14 protein-coding genes are annotated in these 16,001 nt (G+C 72.6%); 10 read left to right on the top strand and 4 right to left on the bottom strand.

Annotation, left to right across the window (positions count from 1 at the left end):
• The first annotated feature begins 29 nt into the window (after positions 1–29).
• The 9 genes from TN53_RS06295 (at position 30) to TN53_RS06260 (ending at position 9,084) form a co-directional block, all read left to right on the top strand.
• Entirely contained in the window at positions 30–896 is an 867-nt protein-coding gene (locus TN53_RS06295; protein ID WP_046257369.1) for a glutathione S-transferase C-terminal domain-containing protein, read from the top strand.
• 437 nt (positions 897–1,333) lie between these two features.
• Complete coding sequence (locus TN53_RS06290) at positions 1,334–2,317, top strand: amino acid ABC transporter permease (RefSeq protein ID WP_046257368.1); 984 nt, start codon at positions 1,334–1,336, stop codon at positions 2,315–2,317.
• Entirely contained in the window at positions 2,314–3,099 is a 786-nt protein-coding gene (locus tag TN53_RS06285) for an amino acid ABC transporter ATP-binding protein (RefSeq protein ID WP_046257367.1), read from the top strand. The genes TN53_RS06290 and TN53_RS06285 overlap by 4 nt, the downstream gene beginning before the upstream one ends.
• Positions 3,100–3,212: 113 nt before the next feature.
• A complete protein-coding gene (locus TN53_RS06280; protein ID WP_046257366.1) occupies positions 3,213–4,235 on the top strand; it encodes an ABC transporter substrate-binding protein in 1,023 nt (340 codons plus the stop codon).
• 19 nt (positions 4,236–4,254) lie between these two features.
• Positions 4,255–5,031, top strand: a complete 777-nt coding sequence (locus TN53_RS06275; RefSeq protein ID WP_046257365.1) for a GNAT family N-acetyltransferase — start codon at positions 4,255–4,257, stop codon at positions 5,029–5,031.
• Positions 5,028–5,156, top strand: a complete 129-nt coding sequence (locus tag TN53_RS49480) for a putative leader peptide (RefSeq protein WP_420719084.1) — start codon at positions 5,028–5,030, stop codon at positions 5,154–5,156. Before TN53_RS06275 ends, TN53_RS49480 begins: the two co-directional genes overlap by 4 nt.
• Positions 5,157–5,237: 81 nt before the next feature.
• Positions 5,238–6,437: an LLM class flavin-dependent oxidoreductase gene (locus TN53_RS06270; protein ID WP_095046329.1), complete on the top strand. Its 1,200-nt coding sequence runs from the start codon at positions 5,238–5,240 to the stop codon at positions 6,435–6,437.
• Between the two features lie 22 nt (positions 6,438–6,459).
• Complete coding sequence (locus TN53_RS06265) at positions 6,460–7,836, top strand: NtaA/DmoA family FMN-dependent monooxygenase (RefSeq protein ID WP_046257364.1); 1,377 nt, start codon at positions 6,460–6,462, stop codon at positions 7,834–7,836.
• An 84-nt stretch (positions 7,837–7,920) separates the two neighbouring features.
• Complete coding sequence (locus TN53_RS06260) at positions 7,921–9,084, top strand: LLM class flavin-dependent oxidoreductase (RefSeq protein ID WP_234441519.1); 1,164 nt, start codon at positions 7,921–7,923, stop codon at positions 9,082–9,084.
• Here TN53_RS06260 and TN53_RS06255 read toward each other — a convergent pair.
• The 3 genes from TN53_RS06255 to TN53_RS06245 all read right to left on the bottom strand — a co-directional run bounded on the left by TN53_RS06255 (position 9,063) and on the right by TN53_RS06245 (position 11,015).
• Positions 9,063–9,434 carry a hypothetical protein gene (locus TN53_RS06255; RefSeq protein ID WP_046257363.1) on the bottom strand — a complete coding sequence of 124 codons (372 nt, stop codon included), beginning with the start codon at positions 9,432–9,434 and terminating at the stop codon, positions 9,063–9,065. The two genes, TN53_RS06260 and TN53_RS06255, sit on opposite strands and share 22 nt — an antisense overlap.
• 87 nt (positions 9,435–9,521) lie before the next feature.
• The gene (locus TN53_RS06250) at positions 9,522–9,770 is read right to left on the bottom strand and encodes a hypothetical protein (RefSeq protein ID WP_046257362.1); all 249 of its coding nucleotides are present in this window, start codon (positions 9,768–9,770) and stop codon (positions 9,522–9,524) included.
• A gap of 159 nt (positions 9,771–9,929) precedes the next feature.
• On the bottom strand, positions 9,930–11,015 hold the full coding sequence (locus TN53_RS06245) for a M12 family metallopeptidase (protein ID WP_046257361.1): 1,086 nt from the start codon (positions 11,013–11,015) through the stop codon (positions 9,930–9,932).
• A 94-nt stretch (positions 11,016–11,109) separates the two neighbouring features.
• Here TN53_RS06245 and TN53_RS06240 point away from each other — a divergent pair, with 94 nt between their 5' ends.
• Positions 11,110–13,059 carry a LuxR C-terminal-related transcriptional regulator gene (locus TN53_RS06240; RefSeq protein ID WP_046257360.1) on the top strand — a complete coding sequence of 650 codons (1,950 nt, stop codon included), beginning with the start codon at positions 11,110–11,112 and terminating at the stop codon, positions 13,057–13,059.
• A 277-nt stretch (positions 13,060–13,336) separates the two neighbouring features.
• Here the strand turns inward: TN53_RS06240 and TN53_RS06235 are convergent, their stop codons facing one another.
• Positions 13,337–15,901, bottom strand: a complete 2,565-nt coding sequence (locus TN53_RS06235; protein WP_046257453.1) for a CHAT domain-containing protein — start codon at positions 15,899–15,901, stop codon at positions 13,337–13,339.
• Between the last annotated feature and the right edge of the window lie 100 nt (positions 15,902–16,001).

Genomic DNA, 16,001 nt, shown 5'->3' with positions numbered 1-16,001 from the left:
CGTCCGCGCGCCCATACCCGGGGAGATTCATGTCCGTCACACCGCTCGCTCCCGCCTCGACCGCGCAGTCCACCGCCGCGTTCCGGGGCCGGATCGGCCGGGACGCGCGCAGCGGGCACTACGCCGTGTCGCGCCGCTACCGGCTGCATCTGTCGCCCGCCTGTCCGGACGGACTGCGCATCGCCGTCGTCCACAGCCTGCTGGGGCTCGACGACGCCTGTCCCGTGACGTTCCTCGACGCGATCCCCGACTGTCCCGACGGCGGTCATACGGCGCTGCGCCCCCTCTACGAGGCCAGCGCGCACCGCTACAAGGGCGCCGCCGTCGGTCCCGTGCTCAGCGACGACTGGTCGGGCCGCATCGTCAGCACCCACGCCCCGGACATCACACGCGACCTCGCCCGCTTCGGCGGTGACCGCCCGGCGCTGTACCCGTGCGGCGCGGAGTCGGAGACCGAGGCCGTGGAGCGGCTGTGCGCCCAGGGCATCGAGCGGGCCGCGCAGGAGGCCGGCACGGCGGGCACCGACCCGGACGCACGCGCCGCGGCGCTCGACACGCTGCTGGAGACCCTGGCCTCGCTGGAGCGCTGGCTCACCGGACGGGAGTATCTGATCCGGGATCAGATCACCGCCGCGGACGTCGAGTTGTGGGTCACGCTGGTCCAGCTCGACACCGTGCACCGCCATCACCTGGACGCCTCCGCCGTGCAGCGGATCGCCGCCCATCCCGCACTGTGGGCGTATGCCCGGCGGCTGGCGGCCCACCCCGCCTTCGGCGCGCACCTCGACCTCGACGGCATCGCCCGTCGCCACCATGCCCACTGCCGTGGCCTGGAGGCCGCGGGATCGGCCGTGCAGATCCTGGACTGGGCGGCGCACACGGCGCGGACCCGCTAGGCATTCCACCTGGTGGACCGGCGTTGACAGACGCTCGGACAACTGGCTTCACTTACGGCACTCTTGACGCAGAATGGCCTTCGAGGCCCCTGAGAACGATGACGGTGACGGACATGTACGCAGCTCCCAGGACGGCCACCCGCCGTACCTCGAGCTGCGTACCGCCGTACGCGAACCTCCTTGTCGCCGATCGTTCCGTCGACCTCCTGCGTGTGAACAGCGCACTGTGTACCGCACCGGGCCGAGCCCGCTGTCGGGGCTGACGTCCCCCTCCGCAGCCCCCGCGTTCCAGACGAACACCGCCCGCGTGGTGTGCCGTTGTCCGCCCAGCCCCCGGTTCCCGTGCGTCCCCGTGTGCCACGACCCGCCGTAGAACGGCCGTCGTGGCCACGTCCCGTGCGCCCGTGTCCGGGGATCCGATCCCGCCGGAGCCCCTCATGAGTGAACTCCCAGGCGCCGCCGTCTCCGTCACGGAGCCACCGCCGATCGCCGACAGACCGTCAAAACAGCTGACCGCGCAGCGAGTTCTGCCGCTGCGGCACCCCGGACGCTGGATCGCCACCGCCGTCGTCCTGGTCCTCACGGCCCAGTTCGTGCACGGCCTGGTGTCCAACCCCTTCTACCAATGGCACCGGTTCGGCTACTGGTTCCTGCGGCCGACGATCCTCGACGGACTGCTGATCACCCTCGAAGTCACCGCCTACAGCGCGGTACTGGGCCTCCTCGGCGGTGTCGTCCTCGCGCTGGCCCGGCTCTCGAAGAGCCCCGTCCTGCGGGCGGTCAGCTGGATCTACATCTGGACGTTCCGCTCCATCCCGCTGATCGTCATCCTGCTCTTCCTCTACAACTTCAGCGCCCTGTACCAGACGCTCAGCGTGGGCGTCCCCTTCGGGCCGGCCTTCTTCGCCTTCGACGAGTCCCGGCTCGCCACCGACATCGCCGTCGCCGTCGTCGGTCTGAGCCTGAACCAGGCGGCGTACGCCGCCGAGGCGGTCCGCGGCGGCATCCTCTCCGTCGACCAGGGCCAGCACGAGGCGGCCGCCGCGCTCGGGCTGCCGAAGGGCTACCAGTTCCGCAAGGTCGTCCTCCCGCAGGCCCTGCGCTCCATCACGCCGAACTACGTCAACCAGCTCATCGACCTGGTCAAGGCCACCTCGCTGGTGTTCTACGTCTCGCTGCTCGACCTGTTCGGCGCCGCCCAGACCATGGGCGCCACCTACCCCGGCGACATCGTGCCGCTGCTGCTGGTCGTCACCGTCTGGTACCTCATCCTGACCACGGTCGTCTCCGTCATCCAGTTCTACGTCGAGCGGTACTTCGCCCGGGGCGCCACCCGCACCCTGCCGCCGACCCCGTTGCAGAAGCTGCGCACCGCCCTCACCGACCTGCGCGCCCGTATCCGCAGGGAGGCCGCCGTATGACCACCGCGACCGTCAAGGCCGTGCCCGCCGCCGTCGAGGTCCACGACGTGCACAAGTGGTACGGGACCCACCGGGTCCTGGACGGCGTCGACCTGAGCGTGCGCCCCGGCGAGGTCACCGTGATCCTCGGCCCGTCCGGCTCCGGGAAGTCCACCCTGCTGCGGGTCGTCAACCACCTGGAGAAGCCGGAGATCGGCCACGTCAGCATCAACGGTGAACTGATCGGCGTACGTCAGCACGGCGGCCGGCTCAAGGAGCTGAGCGAGCGTGCCATCCTCGCCCAGCGCAGCAGGATCGGGTTCGTCTTCCAGAACTTCAACCTCTTCCCGCACCTGACCGTCCTGGAGAACGTCGCCGCCGCCCCGGCGGCCACCGGACAGCTCGACCGGACCGCGGCTCGGCAACTCGCCCGCGAACTCCTGGACCGGGTCGGCCTCGCCGACAAGGCGGCCGCCTATCCGCGGCAGCTGTCCGGCGGACAGCAGCAGCGCGTGGCCATCGCCCGCGCCCTCGCGCTGCGGCCCGGCGTCATCCTCTTCGACGAGCCCACGTCCGCCCTCGACCCCGAACTCGTCGGCGAGGTCCTCGCCGTCATCAAGGACCTCGCGAAGAGCGGCACCACCCTGGTGATCGTCACCCACGAGATCGGCTTCGCCCGGGAGATCGCCGACCGGGTCGTCTTCATCGACGACGGCCGGATCGTCGAACAGGGCCCGCCCGCCGAGGTCCTGGACAGGCCGCGGCACGAGCGGACCCGGGACTTCCTCAGCAAGGTGCTCTGACCCGCGAGGTGTTCTGACACGCCGTGTCCTCGCACGCGGTGTGCTGAGCACCGCCCACGACCGTCCCCCACGGCATCACCCTCACCACCCTCTCCCAGCCACGAAGGACAGTCATGCCTACCCAGTTCTCCCGACGCAGCCTGATACGGGGCATCACCGCGGCCACCGCCGCCGTCACCCTCGCCGCCGGGCTCGCCGCCTGCGGGGGCGAGAGTGACGCCGCGACCAAGACCTCCGACAGCGCCGGCACGGTGACCGTGGGCCGGCTCGCCAACGGCGCGGCCACCGAGACCGCCCTGAAGGTCGCCGAGGTGAAGTCCATCAGCTCCCTGCTGCCCGACGACATCAAGAAGAGCGGCAAGCTGGTCATCGGGTCCGGCACCCTGCCCTCCGGCAGCCCGCCGCTCGGTTTCGTCGGCAGCGACCAGAAGTCGCTCACCGGTTCCGAGGTCGACCTCGCCCGCCTGGTCTCCGCCGTCCTCGGGCTCGAGCCGCAGGTGCGGCGGTCGACCTGGGAGAACCTGTTCATCGGCCTCGACAGCGGCAAGGTCGACGTGGCCTTCTCCAACGTCACCGACACCGAGGAGCGCAAGCAGAAGTACGAGTTCGCCTCCTACCGCAAGGACGATCTCGCGTTCGAGGTGAAGAAGGACGATACCTGGAACTTCGACAACAACTACGAGAACCTCGCGGGCAAGACGGTCTCCGTCAGCAACGGCACCAACCAGGAGAAGCTCCTCCTGGAGTGGAAGGCGAAGCTGGAGAAGGAGGGCAAGAAGCTCACCGTCAAGTACTTCCAGGAGACCAACAGCCTCTACCTGGCGCTGAACAGCGGCAAGATCGACGCCTACTTCGGCCCCAGCCCGAGCCTCTCCTACCACGCGACGCAGACGGCCGACTCGCCGCAGGCGACCCGTGTCGCGGGCCAGTTCTCGGGTGCCGGTGAGAGCCTCCAGGGTCTGATCGCCGCGACCGCCAAGAAGGACAGCGGCCTCGCGAAGCCGCTGGCCGCAGCCATCAACCACCTGATCGAGAACGGTCAGTACGCGAAGTGGCTCAAGGCCTGGAACCTCGCGGGCGAGGCCGTCGCCAAGTCCGAGGTCAACCCGCCCGGGCTGCCGCTCACCAACTCCTGATCATCCGTCAGAACGCTCTGTGGGAAAGGCCGTCGTGGTCCACCAGATCGCCCTCGGAACCCGTCTCCTGGACAACCCCGTCTGGGCAGCCCTGGACGGACCGCACGCGGCCTTCGCCGAGCGTTCGGGCCGGGCGGCGCGCTACCCGGCGGACGTGTACGCGTTCGCCGCGCTCGCCGACCCGGCGGATCCGGCCGCCTGGAGCGACCTGCACACCCTCCTCGGCCCGGCAACCACCGCACGGGTCAAGGGAGTCGAGACCGACCCCGACGGATGGGACGTCGTCGGCGGCGGCGGCCAGGGCGTCCAGCTCGTCGACACCCACCTGCGGGCCGAACCCGCCCCGGAGGCCGTAAGGCTCGGCCCCGACGACGTACCCGACATCCTGGACCTCGTCGCCCGCACCGGACCAGGACCCTTCCTCGCCCGCACCGTCCACCTCGGCACCTACCTCGGCATCCAGCACCACGGCAGGCTCGTCGCCCTGGCCGGCGAGCGAAGCGAGATGGGGGTCCCCCCGGCCGAAGGCTGCGGGAGGCTCCACCTGCCCGGCTGGACCGAGATCAGCGCCGACTGCACCGCCCCGGCACACCGTGGCCGGGGCCTCGGCACCCGTCTCGTGCGCGCGGTCGCGGCGGGCATCAGGGAGCGCGGCCAGACCCCGTTCCTGCACGCCGCCGCGAACAACGCCACCGCGATCCGGCTGTACGAGTCGATCGGCTTCACCCTGCGCCGCCGCACGACCATCCTCCAGGTACGCACGCCGGGAACAGATGCCCGGGCGAGGGCGTTGTGAGTCGGGACGAGACACGCACCACCAGGGCGGGAGGCGGGGACGTGCGGCACATCGATCGACCCCTTCTGCACTCCCGTCCCTACATCGACCTCCAGCGTGTCGCCGGCGCCCTCTGTCGCCCCTGACCTCCTTCTCCGCCACCGTGCCCTGAGTGCCGCGTGCCCGGGCCGGTGATCTCGTACGGATCTCCAGGAAGGCACCCACTCGTGTCCCCTTCTTCCCCCCTGCACCTCGCCGTGGCCCTCGACGGCACCGGCTGGCACCCGGCCTCCTGGCGCGAGCCGGTCGCCCGCCCCCGGGACGTGTTCACCGCCGCCTACTGGGCCGACCTGGTCGCCGAGGCCGAGCGCGGCCTGCTCGACTTCGTGACCTTCGAGGACGGCCTCGGCCTGCAGTCCTCGGTCTTCGGCGAGCTGGACGGCCGCACCGACCAGGTCCGCGGCCGCCTCGACGCCGTACTGATCGCCTCCCGCGTCGCGCCCCTGACCCGGCACATAGGGCTGGTGCCGACCATGATCGCCACCCACACCGAGCCGTTCCACATCTCCAAGGCGATCGCCACCCTGGACTACGTCAGCACCGGCCGCGCCGGGCTGCGCGTGCAGATCTCGCCCCGCCCGGACGAGGCCGACCACTTCGGCCGCCGCACCGTCCCACCGCTGAGCCTGGCCGAGCTCCAGAGCCCCGCCGGACAGGAACTCGTCAGCGACCTCTTCGACGAGGCCGCCGATTATGTCGAGGCCGTCCGCCGGCTCTGGGACAGCTGGGAGGACGACGCGGAGATCCGGGACGTCGCCACCGGCCGCTTCATCGACCGCGACAAACTGCACTACATCGACTTCCAGGGCAAGCACTTCAGCGTCAAGGGACCCTCCATCACCCCGCGCCCGCCGCAGGGCCAGCCCCTGGTCAGCGCCCTCGCGCACCAGACCGTCCCGTACCGGCTGGTGGCCCGCCAGGCCGACGTCGGCTACGTCACCCCGCACGACACCGACCAGGCCCGGGCCATCGTCGCCGAGATCCGCGCCGAACAGGAGCGGGCCGGCCGCGCCGACCAACCCCTGCACATCTTCGGGGACTTGGTGGTCTTCCTCGACGACGACCCCGCAGCCGCCGCGGCACGCCGTGAGCGCCTCGACGCCGCCGCGGGAGAGCCGTACGAGAGCGACGCCCGCATCTTCACCGGCACCCCGGCCCAACTCGCCGATCTGCTCCAGGAGTTGCGATCCGCAGGGCTGACCGGTTTCCGACTGCGCCCCGCCGTCCTCGGCCACGACCTCCCGGCCATCACCCGGGGCCTGGTCCCCGAACTCCAGCGCCGCGACGCCTTCCGCGACGCCTACGAGGCCGACACCCTGCGCGGTCTGCTGGGCCTCGCCCGCCCCGCCAACCGCTACGCCGCCTGAGCCGGAAGGACCCCGCAGAGCCATGACCAAGCCGCTGAAGCAGATCCATCTGGCCGCCCACTTCCCGGGCGTCAACAACACCACCGTGTGGAGCGACCCCGAGGCCGGCAGCCATATCGAGTTCAGCTCCTTCGCCCACTTCGCGCAGACCGCCGAACGCGCCAAGTTCGACTTCCTGTTCCTCGCCGAGGGACTCAGGCTGCGTGAACAGGGCGGGAAGATCTACGACCTGGACGTCGTCGGCCGCCCCGACACCTTCACCGTCCTCGCCGCGCTCGCCGCCGTCACCGACCGACTCGGCCTGACCGGCACCATCAACTCCACCTTCAACGAGCCCTACGAGGTGGCGCGCCAGTTCGCCAGCCTCGACCACCTCTCCGGCGGCCGCGCCGCCTGGAACGTGGTCACCTCCTGGGACGCCTTCACCGGTGAGAACTTCCGCCGCGGCGGCTTCCTCCCGCAGGAGGAGCGCTACTCCCGAGCGAAGGAGTTCCTGGCCACCGCGAACGAGCTCTTCGACTCGTGGCAGGGCGACGAGATCCTCGCCGACCAGGCCTCGGGGCAGTTTCTGCGGGACGCCAAGGCGGGCTCCTTCGTCCACACCGGTCAACACTTCGACATCCACGGCCAGTTCGACGTCCCCCGCTCCCCGCAGGGCCGCCCGGTCATCTTCCAGGCGGGCGACTCGGAAGAGGGCCGCGAATTCGCCGCGTCGAGCGCCGACGCCATCTTCAGCCGGTACGCCACGCTGGACGCAGGCCAGGCCTTCTACACGGACGTCAAGAAGCGCCTCGCCAAGTACGGCCGCCGCCATGACCAGTTGCTGATCCTGCCCGCCGCGAGCTTCGTCCTCGGCGACACCGACGAGGAGGCCGAGGAACTCGCCAAGCAGGTGCGCCGCCAGCAGGTCAGCGGGGCCACCGCCCTCAGGCACCTGGAGTTCGTCTGGAACCGCGACCTGTCCTCGTACGACCCGGAGGGCCCGCTCCCCGACATCGACCCGGACGTCAGCGGCGACCACATCGCCAAGGGCCGCGCCCAGGTCCGTATGTACCGCGACCCGCTGGCCACCGCCCGCGAATGGCGCGAGCTCGCCGCCGCCAACAACTGGTCCATCCGTGACCTCGTCATCGAGTCGGGCAACCGGCAGAACTTCGTCGGCTCCCCGGCGACGGTCGCGAGGACCATCAACGACTACGTCCAGGCCGACGCGAGCGACGGCTTCATCCTGGTCCCGCACATCACCCCGACCGGCCTCGACGTCTTCGCCGACAAGGTCGTCCCGCTGCTCCAGGAACAGGGCGTCTTCCGCACCGAGTACGAGGGCACGACCCTGCGCGACCACCTCGGCCTCGCCCACCCGGACGAGACCTCGGGCGAGCAGCGGGTGGCCTCGTGAAGTTCCTCGCCATCACGCTGATCGTGCACCGGCCGGACCCGGTCACGGGCGTGCGGAAGTCGACGCACGACCGGTTTCCGTGAAGTGCTCGACAACGCCGTGCCGGCCGAGGAGTTGGGCTTCGACGGCTTCGGCGTGGGGGAGCGGCACGAGCGGCCGTTCATCTCCTCCTCGCCGACCGTCGTCCTCAGCCACATCGCCGCCCTGACCCGGCGCATCAGGCTCTTCACGGCGGTCACGACCCTGAGCCTGCTCGACCCGGTGCGCGCCTACGAGGACTACGCCACCCTCGACCATCTCTCCGAGGGCCGCCTCGACCTGATCACCGGCAAGGGCAACGGCGCCGCCCAGCGTGAGCTGTTCCAGGTCACGCCCGAGGACCAGTGGGACCGCAACGCCGAGAGCTACGAGGTCTTCCGGAAGATCTGGCGACAGGACAAGGTCACCGGCCGGCCACCGGCGGAGAAGCCGACCGGCTCCTCCGAGGTCGAGGGCCGGGTCCCGAACGGCCTGCTCATCCCGCCCCGTTTCTCCTTCGCCCGCCTCCTCGGCTCGCCCCGGATCGCTCTCCAGCGCAAGCTGCTCCTGCTGCCCGGCGCCGAGTCGCAGGAGTACGCCGAGCAGATCGACGACATCCTCGCCCTGCTGGCGGGCACCTACCGCTCCCCGGAGGGCATCGAGGCACACGTGGTGCCGGGCGAGGGTGCCGACGTCGAGCTGTGGATCCTGGGCAGCAGCGGTGGCACGAGCGCCGGGACGGCGGGGGCGCGGGGTCTGCGGTTCGCGGCGAACTACCACGTCAGCCCGGCCACCGTCCTGGAGGCCGTGGACGGGTACCGGTCCTTCTTCGAGCCTTCCGACATCCTCGACAAGCCATACGTCAGCGTCTCGGCCGATGTCGTGGTCGCCGAGGACGACGAGACCGCCCGTGAACTGGCCACCGGCTACGGCCCGTGGGTCCGCAGCATCCGCACCGCCGAGGGCGCCATCCAGTTCCCGACGCCGGACGAGGCCCGCGCCCACGCATGGACCGACGAGGACCGGGAGTTGGTCCAGGACCGCGTCGACACCCAGTTCGGGGGCTCCCCGGCGACGGTCGCCGACCGCCTCGAACAGCTCCAGGAGGCCACGGACGCCGACGAGTTGCTCATCACCACCATCACCCACGGCCACGCCGGCCGGGTGCGCTCCTACGAACTCCTCGCGGAGGAATGGCGGAAGCGAGGTCACTCCGCCCAGTCGAGCTGATGCCCGGGCGTGCCCACGGACCTCCCGTGGGCGATCGCCTCGGCCCGGCCCGCCTCGTCCCCGCGCCGGTACCGGAAAACCTTCCCGGCGAAGACGACGACCCGCTCGTCCCCGGCGGTGAAGTCGGCGTACCACCCGTGCACCGGCTCCAACGCCCCGGCGAGCGCGTCGGCGATCTCCTGGGCGGCACTCTCCTCGGCCTCCCACTCCACGAGCGTCCACACCGGGGGCTGCCCCTCCGCGGCGCTCGTCGAGACGTCGAGCCGCTTCACCGCACGGATGCGCAAGCCCCGCGGGGCGAACTCGGCGCCGGGACGCAGGCTTTCGCCGAGGACGTAACCGGTGATCATGTGCTGTCTCCCTGGTTCGAAGGCGGTCCTCGGACCGCCGGAGGTGCGGAAGTCGGTGGCGGACACGGCACGCCGGACGGCCGCCCGCTACTGAAGCATCAGGGCAGCGGCACCCCAGCAGGCGGCGAGGAACAGGGCGAGCATCCCGGTCGCCACGGCGTTGCGCGCCTTGGCCGTCGCGGCATACGTCTCACCGGCCGCCCGCAGCCTGCGCCCGGCCCCGAAGAACACCCCACAGGACACCGCACACAGCACCGCCGTGATCGGCAGCAGCCACAGGATCATCAGAAGGAAGTCCCGCAGCTCATCGCCCGTGCCGCCGTCCGAAGCAAGCATGAGCGGATCCTAGCCCGGCGAAGGCGTGTGCAGGGGGGCCGGTGCTCCGGACATGGCGTGGGCGGCGACAGTCTCCCTCCCCCGAAGGAGACTGTCGCCGCCGCTTCCCCCGGCGCCGGACAGTGGCCGGCATCGCCCGTGTGCGGCCTGTACGCGCTGTCACCAGCACATGACCGCGGTTTCCCCCGAACCCCACGCGGAGTACAGGCGCACACGGACGAAGTATCGACGGCCCTTGACGAGACGGGCCTTGACGGTGGCGTTGTGCGGCGCCCCTCCGTCGTCCTGGCCGGCGAGATAGCGGGGTTCCCCGTCCCGCTCCTCGAAGACCACCACGACGGTGTCGCTGTCGCCGAAGGTGCCCACGCTGTACTCGCGGGTCTCCGGCGGCTCGACGGTGAAGTCGGCCTGTTCGCCCGGGCCCAGACCGAGCGGAGCCGAACGGAACGGCACCAGTCCGGGCGGCCGCGACGGGCCGGCCGACGGGTACCAGCGCAGGACGTACTCCTTGTCGGAGGGCGAGAGCGTACCGGGCGGGTTGAGGCCCGCACGGAACTGCTCCGGCTCCAGGATCAGCCCCGCCGAGAACGGATACTCCATGATCGACTGCGGGTCCCAGGCGGACCCGTTCACCTCACGGACGTCCAGCTTGCGCAGGATGTTGAAGTACGTCCTGTCCCGGGTCCAGTGGTTCGGCGGGCCCGCCAGATCGGCGTACACGGCCTCGTCGTCCCAGTGGATCCCGGCGAACGGGTTCTGGTGCTCGTGGTGCATGCCGAGCGCGTGCCCGATCTCGTGCAGGGCCGTCCCGCGCTCCCCGGGCGCGGTCAGGTCCCAGCCGAAGTTCATGGTCCGCTCGTGCAGTCCGACGCGCAGCGCGTCCCTGCCCACGGTCGACCAGGAGCCGTCGCCGAGCTGGAACCCGATGCGCAGTTCCGCCTCGCCGCGGTCGCCGACCTCGGCGAAGGTGACGCCGACGCCGAGGTCCTGCCACTCCTGGAAGCACTCGCGCACCACGTCACGCTGTTCCTTGGCGCCGACCCACGACACCCGCCGGGTCGCCCCGCTGCCGGGTACGGCGATGACCGAGGCGTCGGACTCGCCGTCGAAGAAGTGGTAGTGCAGCACGGTGTTGTTGACCCACATCCGGCTTGCGCCGATGAGCGCACTGAGCCTCTCGGCGGCCAGCCCCGGTGCGAAGGCGGGGGCCGGCTGCTGCGCGAGGGAGCAGTAGCGGGAGGTCATGCGCCAAGAGTGCCGTCGGTGCCCGGCGGGCGCCTGAGTCGAGGGCTACTCAAGTCCCTGTGTATCAGGTGTGAGTACTCGGGCTCTTGTAGGCGTGACGATTTTCGAACGCGACGCGAAGACCCTGGAACTGCCCTGGCCGTTCACCGGCCGGGAGGACGAACTGGAGCTGATCCGCCGGTCCTCGGCCGCAGGTCACCACGGCATCGTGGTGACCGGTCCGGTGGGCTGCGGCAAGACCCGGCTCGTCACGGAGGCCGTACGCGGCACCGACTGCGCCAGGGTGGCCGGGACGCCGGAGACCCGGCACCTCCCCTTCGCCGCGTTCGCCCATCTGCTGCCCGAGACGGTCTCCCTGCACCGCGCCGTCCAACTGCTGTCCGCGGTACGGCTGTTGCTGGTGGACGACGCGCACCTGCTCGACGACGCCTCGGCCGCCCTGGTCCACCAGCTCGCGGTGCACGGCCGTACCCGGCTCCTGGTGGTGGCCACGGACGGCGTCCGCGCCCCGGGTGCGGTGTCCCGTCTCTGGACCGGCGAGCTGCTGCCCCGCCTCGCTCTGGAGCCACTGCCCCACGAGGAGACGGCCCAGCTGCTGGCGGCGGGCGTCGGGGGCGGGCTGGAGCCGCTCACCGTGAACCGGCTGCACCGGCTGTGCCGGGGGGATCTGCGGCTGCTGCGCGAGGTGGTCGGTGCCGTGCGGGAAGGCGGGCTGCTCGGCCGGGTGCCGGGCTCGGACGAGTGGGCGTGGCGGGGGCCGGTGCCCGTGACGGCGACCGTGCGGGAGCGGACGGCCGGCGTCCTGGACCGGCGGGAGCGCGAGACGCTCGAACTCCTCGCGTTCGCCGAGCCGTTGACGCTGGACATGGAGGCAGTCGACCTGCGTGTCCTCGAGGACCTGGAGGCCGAGGGCATGGTGCGGGTCGACGACCACGGCGGCGTACGCCTGGCCCACCCCCTGCACGGTCCCGTCCTGCGGGCGGCGGCCGGCCGGCTGCGGGCGCGGCGGCTCGCCCGTACGCCGGAGCAGTGCAAGGCGGCGCTGGAGGAGGAGGCGGCCGAGCTGTCACGGCGGATGGAGCGGGCGGATGTGACGACGTCGTGCGCGCCCGTGGGGGAGTGGCTCGTGGCCGAGGGGGAGCCGGTGCCGGCCTGGTACGCGGCGGTGCGGGCGCGGTTCGCACGGCTGCGCGGAGAGCTGCGGGAGGCGGCGGCCTGGGCGAGGGAGGGGCTGCGGGACACGGCGGGCGATGCGTCCTGCCGTGCCGAACTCGCCCTGGCCGTCCTGCAGTCCGGCGAACTCGCGGACACCGACCTGGACGCGGGCCCCCGCGCGGAGGCCTGGCGCGCGGCCGCCCGCGGCGACCTCGACACGGCCCTCGAAGCGGTCAGCCGCACCTACGACGCCGTACGCCTGGGCGCACCCGGCAGGTCGGCCGATGCGGGGCCGCTCGGGTGGGAGGAGGCCGCTGCGCCGGGGGAGGGCACCGATGTGCTCACGCGCGACGTCGGGCCCGACCGGGATCGGCACGCCGGCATGCCGGCGCCGGGAGACGGGCCGCGGTGGGGCCGCCGCGCCGTGTCCATGGACGAGCGGGTCCCGGCCCGGGTCGACGTGTTCGCCCTGCACGCCGACGCGCTCGCCCGCGCCGACGGACCCGCCCTGGACCGGGTGGCCGAGCGGCTGGAGGAACGGGGGTTCCTGCTCTTCGCCGCCGAGGCCTGTGCCCAGGCCGTGCACGTCCACAGTGACCCCCGGGCCGCCCGCACCTCACGCACCCGTGCGGTCGCCCTGGCACGCCGCTGCCAGGGGGCCCGCACCCCGGCTCTGTCCGGTCTCGTCCTCGGTGAACTCACCGCCCGCCAGCGGCAGATCGTCACCCTCGCGGCCGCCGGCCTCAGCAACCGGCAGATCGCCGAGAAGCTGACCCTGTCCATCCGCACCGTCGGCAACCACCTCTACAGCGCGTACGCCCGGCTCGGCGCGGGTGGCCGGGGCGCACTGCCGTGGCTCGTGGAACTGCCCGACGCACAGCCGGCCTGAGCCGGCCCACGGACCGGCGGTCTGACCCCCGTGATCGGGGGAGGGGTCAGGCCGCCACACCGTGCCCGCAGGTGTCGGGCCGCCGTCGCTCGGCCTGCGGGGCGGGCGTCAGGCGGCCATCGCGTGCCCGCGCGGCGTCGGCCCGCCATCGCTCGGCCCGCCGGGGCGCCGAGCCGCCGCCTCTTGGCCCGCGGAGCGTCTCATCTTGCAGGGCGCCGGCCCGCCGTCGCCCGGCCCGCGCGGGGCCGGGCGCCCACACCGCTCGGCCCGCGGAGCGTCACGCCGCACCGAACGCCGAGAACGCCCACCCCGTGGCCTGATGCGTGGCGTCCCCGGGCAGCGCGGCCCGCGCGTCGCGCAGCGCCTCCGCAAGGGACAGCCCCGCGTCGAGCCCCTTGTGCAGCGCGAGCATCAGCGGCACCACCGCCGCGTCGTTGACGGGCGCCGTGCACGCCACCACGCCCGCGGTGCCCAGCGGCAGCAGCGCGGTGACCAGGCCGAGCAGCTCGTCGGCTCCGACCGACGCGAAGCGGGCGGTGTCGCAGCAGGACAGGATGATCCGGTACGGGCTGCGGTCCAGCCGCTCGAAGTCGTGCACGATGAGCGGGCCGTCCGCCATCCGCAGCGACGAGAAGAGCGGGCTGTCGGCCCGGAACGTGCCGTGCGCGGCGATGTGCGCGAGAGCGGCCCCGTCGAGCTCCTCCAGCACCCGCGGCACGCGCGCGTCGTCGTCCTCCAGCACCGTCGACCCGCCGTACCGGTCCGCCAGTTCGGGCACCTCGGCGCCCTCGGTCGCCAGCCCCGGCCCCCGCACCAGCACCTGGCGTCCACCGGGCGGCGGCTCGGTCTCCCGGGCCCGCAGCCAGCCGCTCGCCGACGGGGACACGCTGAGCACCCGCTCCCGCAGCGACGGCAGCAGCGCCCACGGCACCCGGTGCAGCCGGCCCGGGGGGACGACGACGACCGGGCCGGACCCGAGCTGCGCCGCCGCCGGACCGAGCAACAGCTCCTCCAGACGGCGCCCCGCCTCCGCCACCAGCGGAAGCCGTGCCTCCGCCCCGGGGTGGGCCAGCCGCCGCAGCCCCGCCTGCACATGCTCGGCCTCGGTCACCGCGTCCGCCAGCAGCCCCGCCTCGAACCGCCGCACCCGCCCCTGCCCGCACAGCAGCACCTGGACGCGCCCGTCCAGCACGGCGAGTTCGACCAGACGTATCCCGTCCCCCAGCCGCTCCAGCAGCCTCGCCGGATCGAACCGGCTGCCGTAGCCGGGTGCGTCCCCGCGGATGTGCAGGGTCCGCGAGCGGATCTCCCGCTCCAGGCGGCGCTGTTCGCGATCCAGCGCCGGCACGGGACGGCCCTCCATGCGGGCCTCCTCCGCACGGGCCGCGATCACGCGGAACGCGGTCAGATCGCCCAGGAGCGTCGGATCGGCCGGCGGACGGGTGGGCGGCGTGGACAGCGCGGTGGCCCGCCAGCGCTCGCTCCACACCAGCAGCCGGCGCGGTCCGGAGTCGAGACTGGCCTGCTGGGCCATGGCGGCGAGTTCGGCACCCTGGGCGGTGGCCCGGGCCCGCAACTCGGCGGCGCCCAGCGTCATCCGGTGATCGTCGAGCACGTCCAGGCCGTGCCGGCAGGCCTCCAGCACGCCCCGCCCCGACCCGGCAGCCCGGGCCCGAAGCGCCTGTGCCGCCCAGCCCGTCATCCGGGCCAGCGGCGGACCGCTGTGTCTGCTGCGGGCGGCGACGGCCAGATGCCGTTCCGCGTCGGCCGTCCAGCCAAGCCCGAGCGCGATCCGGCCCGCGAGCAACGAGGCCTCCGGTGCGGCCGGTGCGCCGAACGAGGCCAGCCGCTCGGCCACTTGGGCCGCGTCGGCGACCAGCCGCCCCGAACCACGCCCGGCCATGACCCGCGCCTCGATCAGCACCAGCCGGGCATGCGTCTCCCACCAGGGGCGCCGCTGCGCGGCGAACAGCCGCACCGCGAGCGCGGCACGCGCGATCGCCGTATGGGGATCGCCGGCGAGGCGGGCGGCGCGCGCGGCGGCCAGCAGCAGCTCCGCCTTGCGGGTGGACTGTCCGCCGATCCGGTCGAGCACCCCGATCGCCGCGTCCGCCTCGGCCAGCGCCTCCGGGACGAGCCCGGCGGCCATCAGAACCTCGCAGCGCCGGATGTAGAGCATGAAGGACGGCGTGCCGAGCTTGGCGTACCGCTCCTCGGCCTCGTCCAGCAGCCGCAGCGCGACCGGGACGTTCCCGGACCGGAACGCGGCCAGACCCCGGCTCTCCACCACGTCGGCCTTGTCGTGATCCTGCCCGGTGGTGTCCCACAGCGCCTCGGCCGCGGTGAAGTCGGCGTCCGCCCGCTCCACCGCGCCCAGCGCCAGATGCACGGTCGCGCGCAGGGTGAGCGCCCGCGCGGTCCAGATCACATCGTCCGCCTGCCGCAGCACGGGGATCGCCCGGCGGACGTCCTCCAGCGCCTCCCGGTGCCGGCCGAGGACCCACGAGGCGAAGGCGCGGCGGAACAGGACGCGCGCGCGGGTGTGTCCGCTGCCGATCGCGACACCCCGCTCCAGCGCGTCCAGGCCCTCCCGGGTCCGGCCCGCGTGCACCAGCGCCACACCGAGCGCGGCCAGCACATCCGCCTCGCGGTCGGCCGACTCCGCGCGCGCCGCGAGATCGCGGGCGCGCCGCAGATGCTCCAGCGCGATCCTCAGGTCGCCCCAGTCCCGTTGCCAGATGCCGATGACCTGGTGGGCGATGGAGGCGTGCAGCGGTAGGGGATCGGAGCCGAGTACCTCTTCCGCCCTCGCCAGCGCCTGGTTGGGGGCGGCGAACACCATGGGCAGCAGTTCGAGAACCGAGTCGCTTCTCGCCGTCACTCAACGGATGGTAGTGCTCCGGGTAGCGCGCCACACAGGTTTGGCGCTGTATCAATCAACG

This window comes from Streptomyces sp. WM6386 (assembly GCF_000972385.1).
In the GTDB taxonomy this organism is placed as follows: domain Bacteria; phylum Actinomycetota; class Actinomycetes; order Streptomycetales; family Streptomycetaceae; genus Streptomyces.
The sequence above is the reverse complement of the archived record's forward strand: the minus strand, read 5'-3'. Positions and strand labels throughout refer to the sequence as shown.

What these genes read in the sequence shown, in the direction of transcription:
- TN53_RS06295 (WP_046257369.1), top strand. Translation starts at nt 30, where the DNA reads ATGTCCGTCACACCGCTCGCTCCCGCCTCGACCGCGCAGTCCACCGCC.
- TN53_RS06290 (WP_046257368.1), top strand. Translation starts at nt 1,334, where the DNA reads ATGAGTGAACTCCCAGGCGCCGCCGTCTCCGTCACGGAGCCACCGCCG.
- TN53_RS06285 (WP_046257367.1), top strand. Translation starts at nt 2,314, where the DNA reads ATGACCACCGCGACCGTCAAGGCCGTGCCCGCCGCCGTCGAGGTCCAC.
- TN53_RS06280 (WP_046257366.1), top strand. Translation starts at nt 3,213, where the DNA reads ATGCCTACCCAGTTCTCCCGACGCAGCCTGATACGGGGCATCACCGCG.
- TN53_RS06265 (WP_046257364.1), top strand. Translation starts at nt 6,460, where the DNA reads ATGACCAAGCCGCTGAAGCAGATCCATCTGGCCGCCCACTTCCCGGGC.
- TN53_RS06255 (WP_046257363.1), bottom strand. Translation starts at nt 9,434, where the DNA reads ATGATCACCGGTTACGTCCTCGGCGAAAGCCTGCGTCCCGGCGCCGAG.
- TN53_RS06250 (WP_046257362.1), bottom strand. Translation starts at nt 9,770, where the DNA reads ATGCTTGCTTCGGACGGCGGCACGGGCGATGAGCTGCGGGACTTCCTT.
- TN53_RS06245 (WP_046257361.1), bottom strand. Translation starts at nt 11,015, where the DNA reads ATGACCTCCCGCTACTGCTCCCTCGCGCAGCAGCCGGCCCCCGCCTTC.
- TN53_RS06235 (WP_046257453.1), bottom strand. Translation starts at nt 15,901, where the DNA reads ATGGTGTTCGCCGCCCCCAACCAGGCGCTGGCGAGGGCGGAAGAGGTA.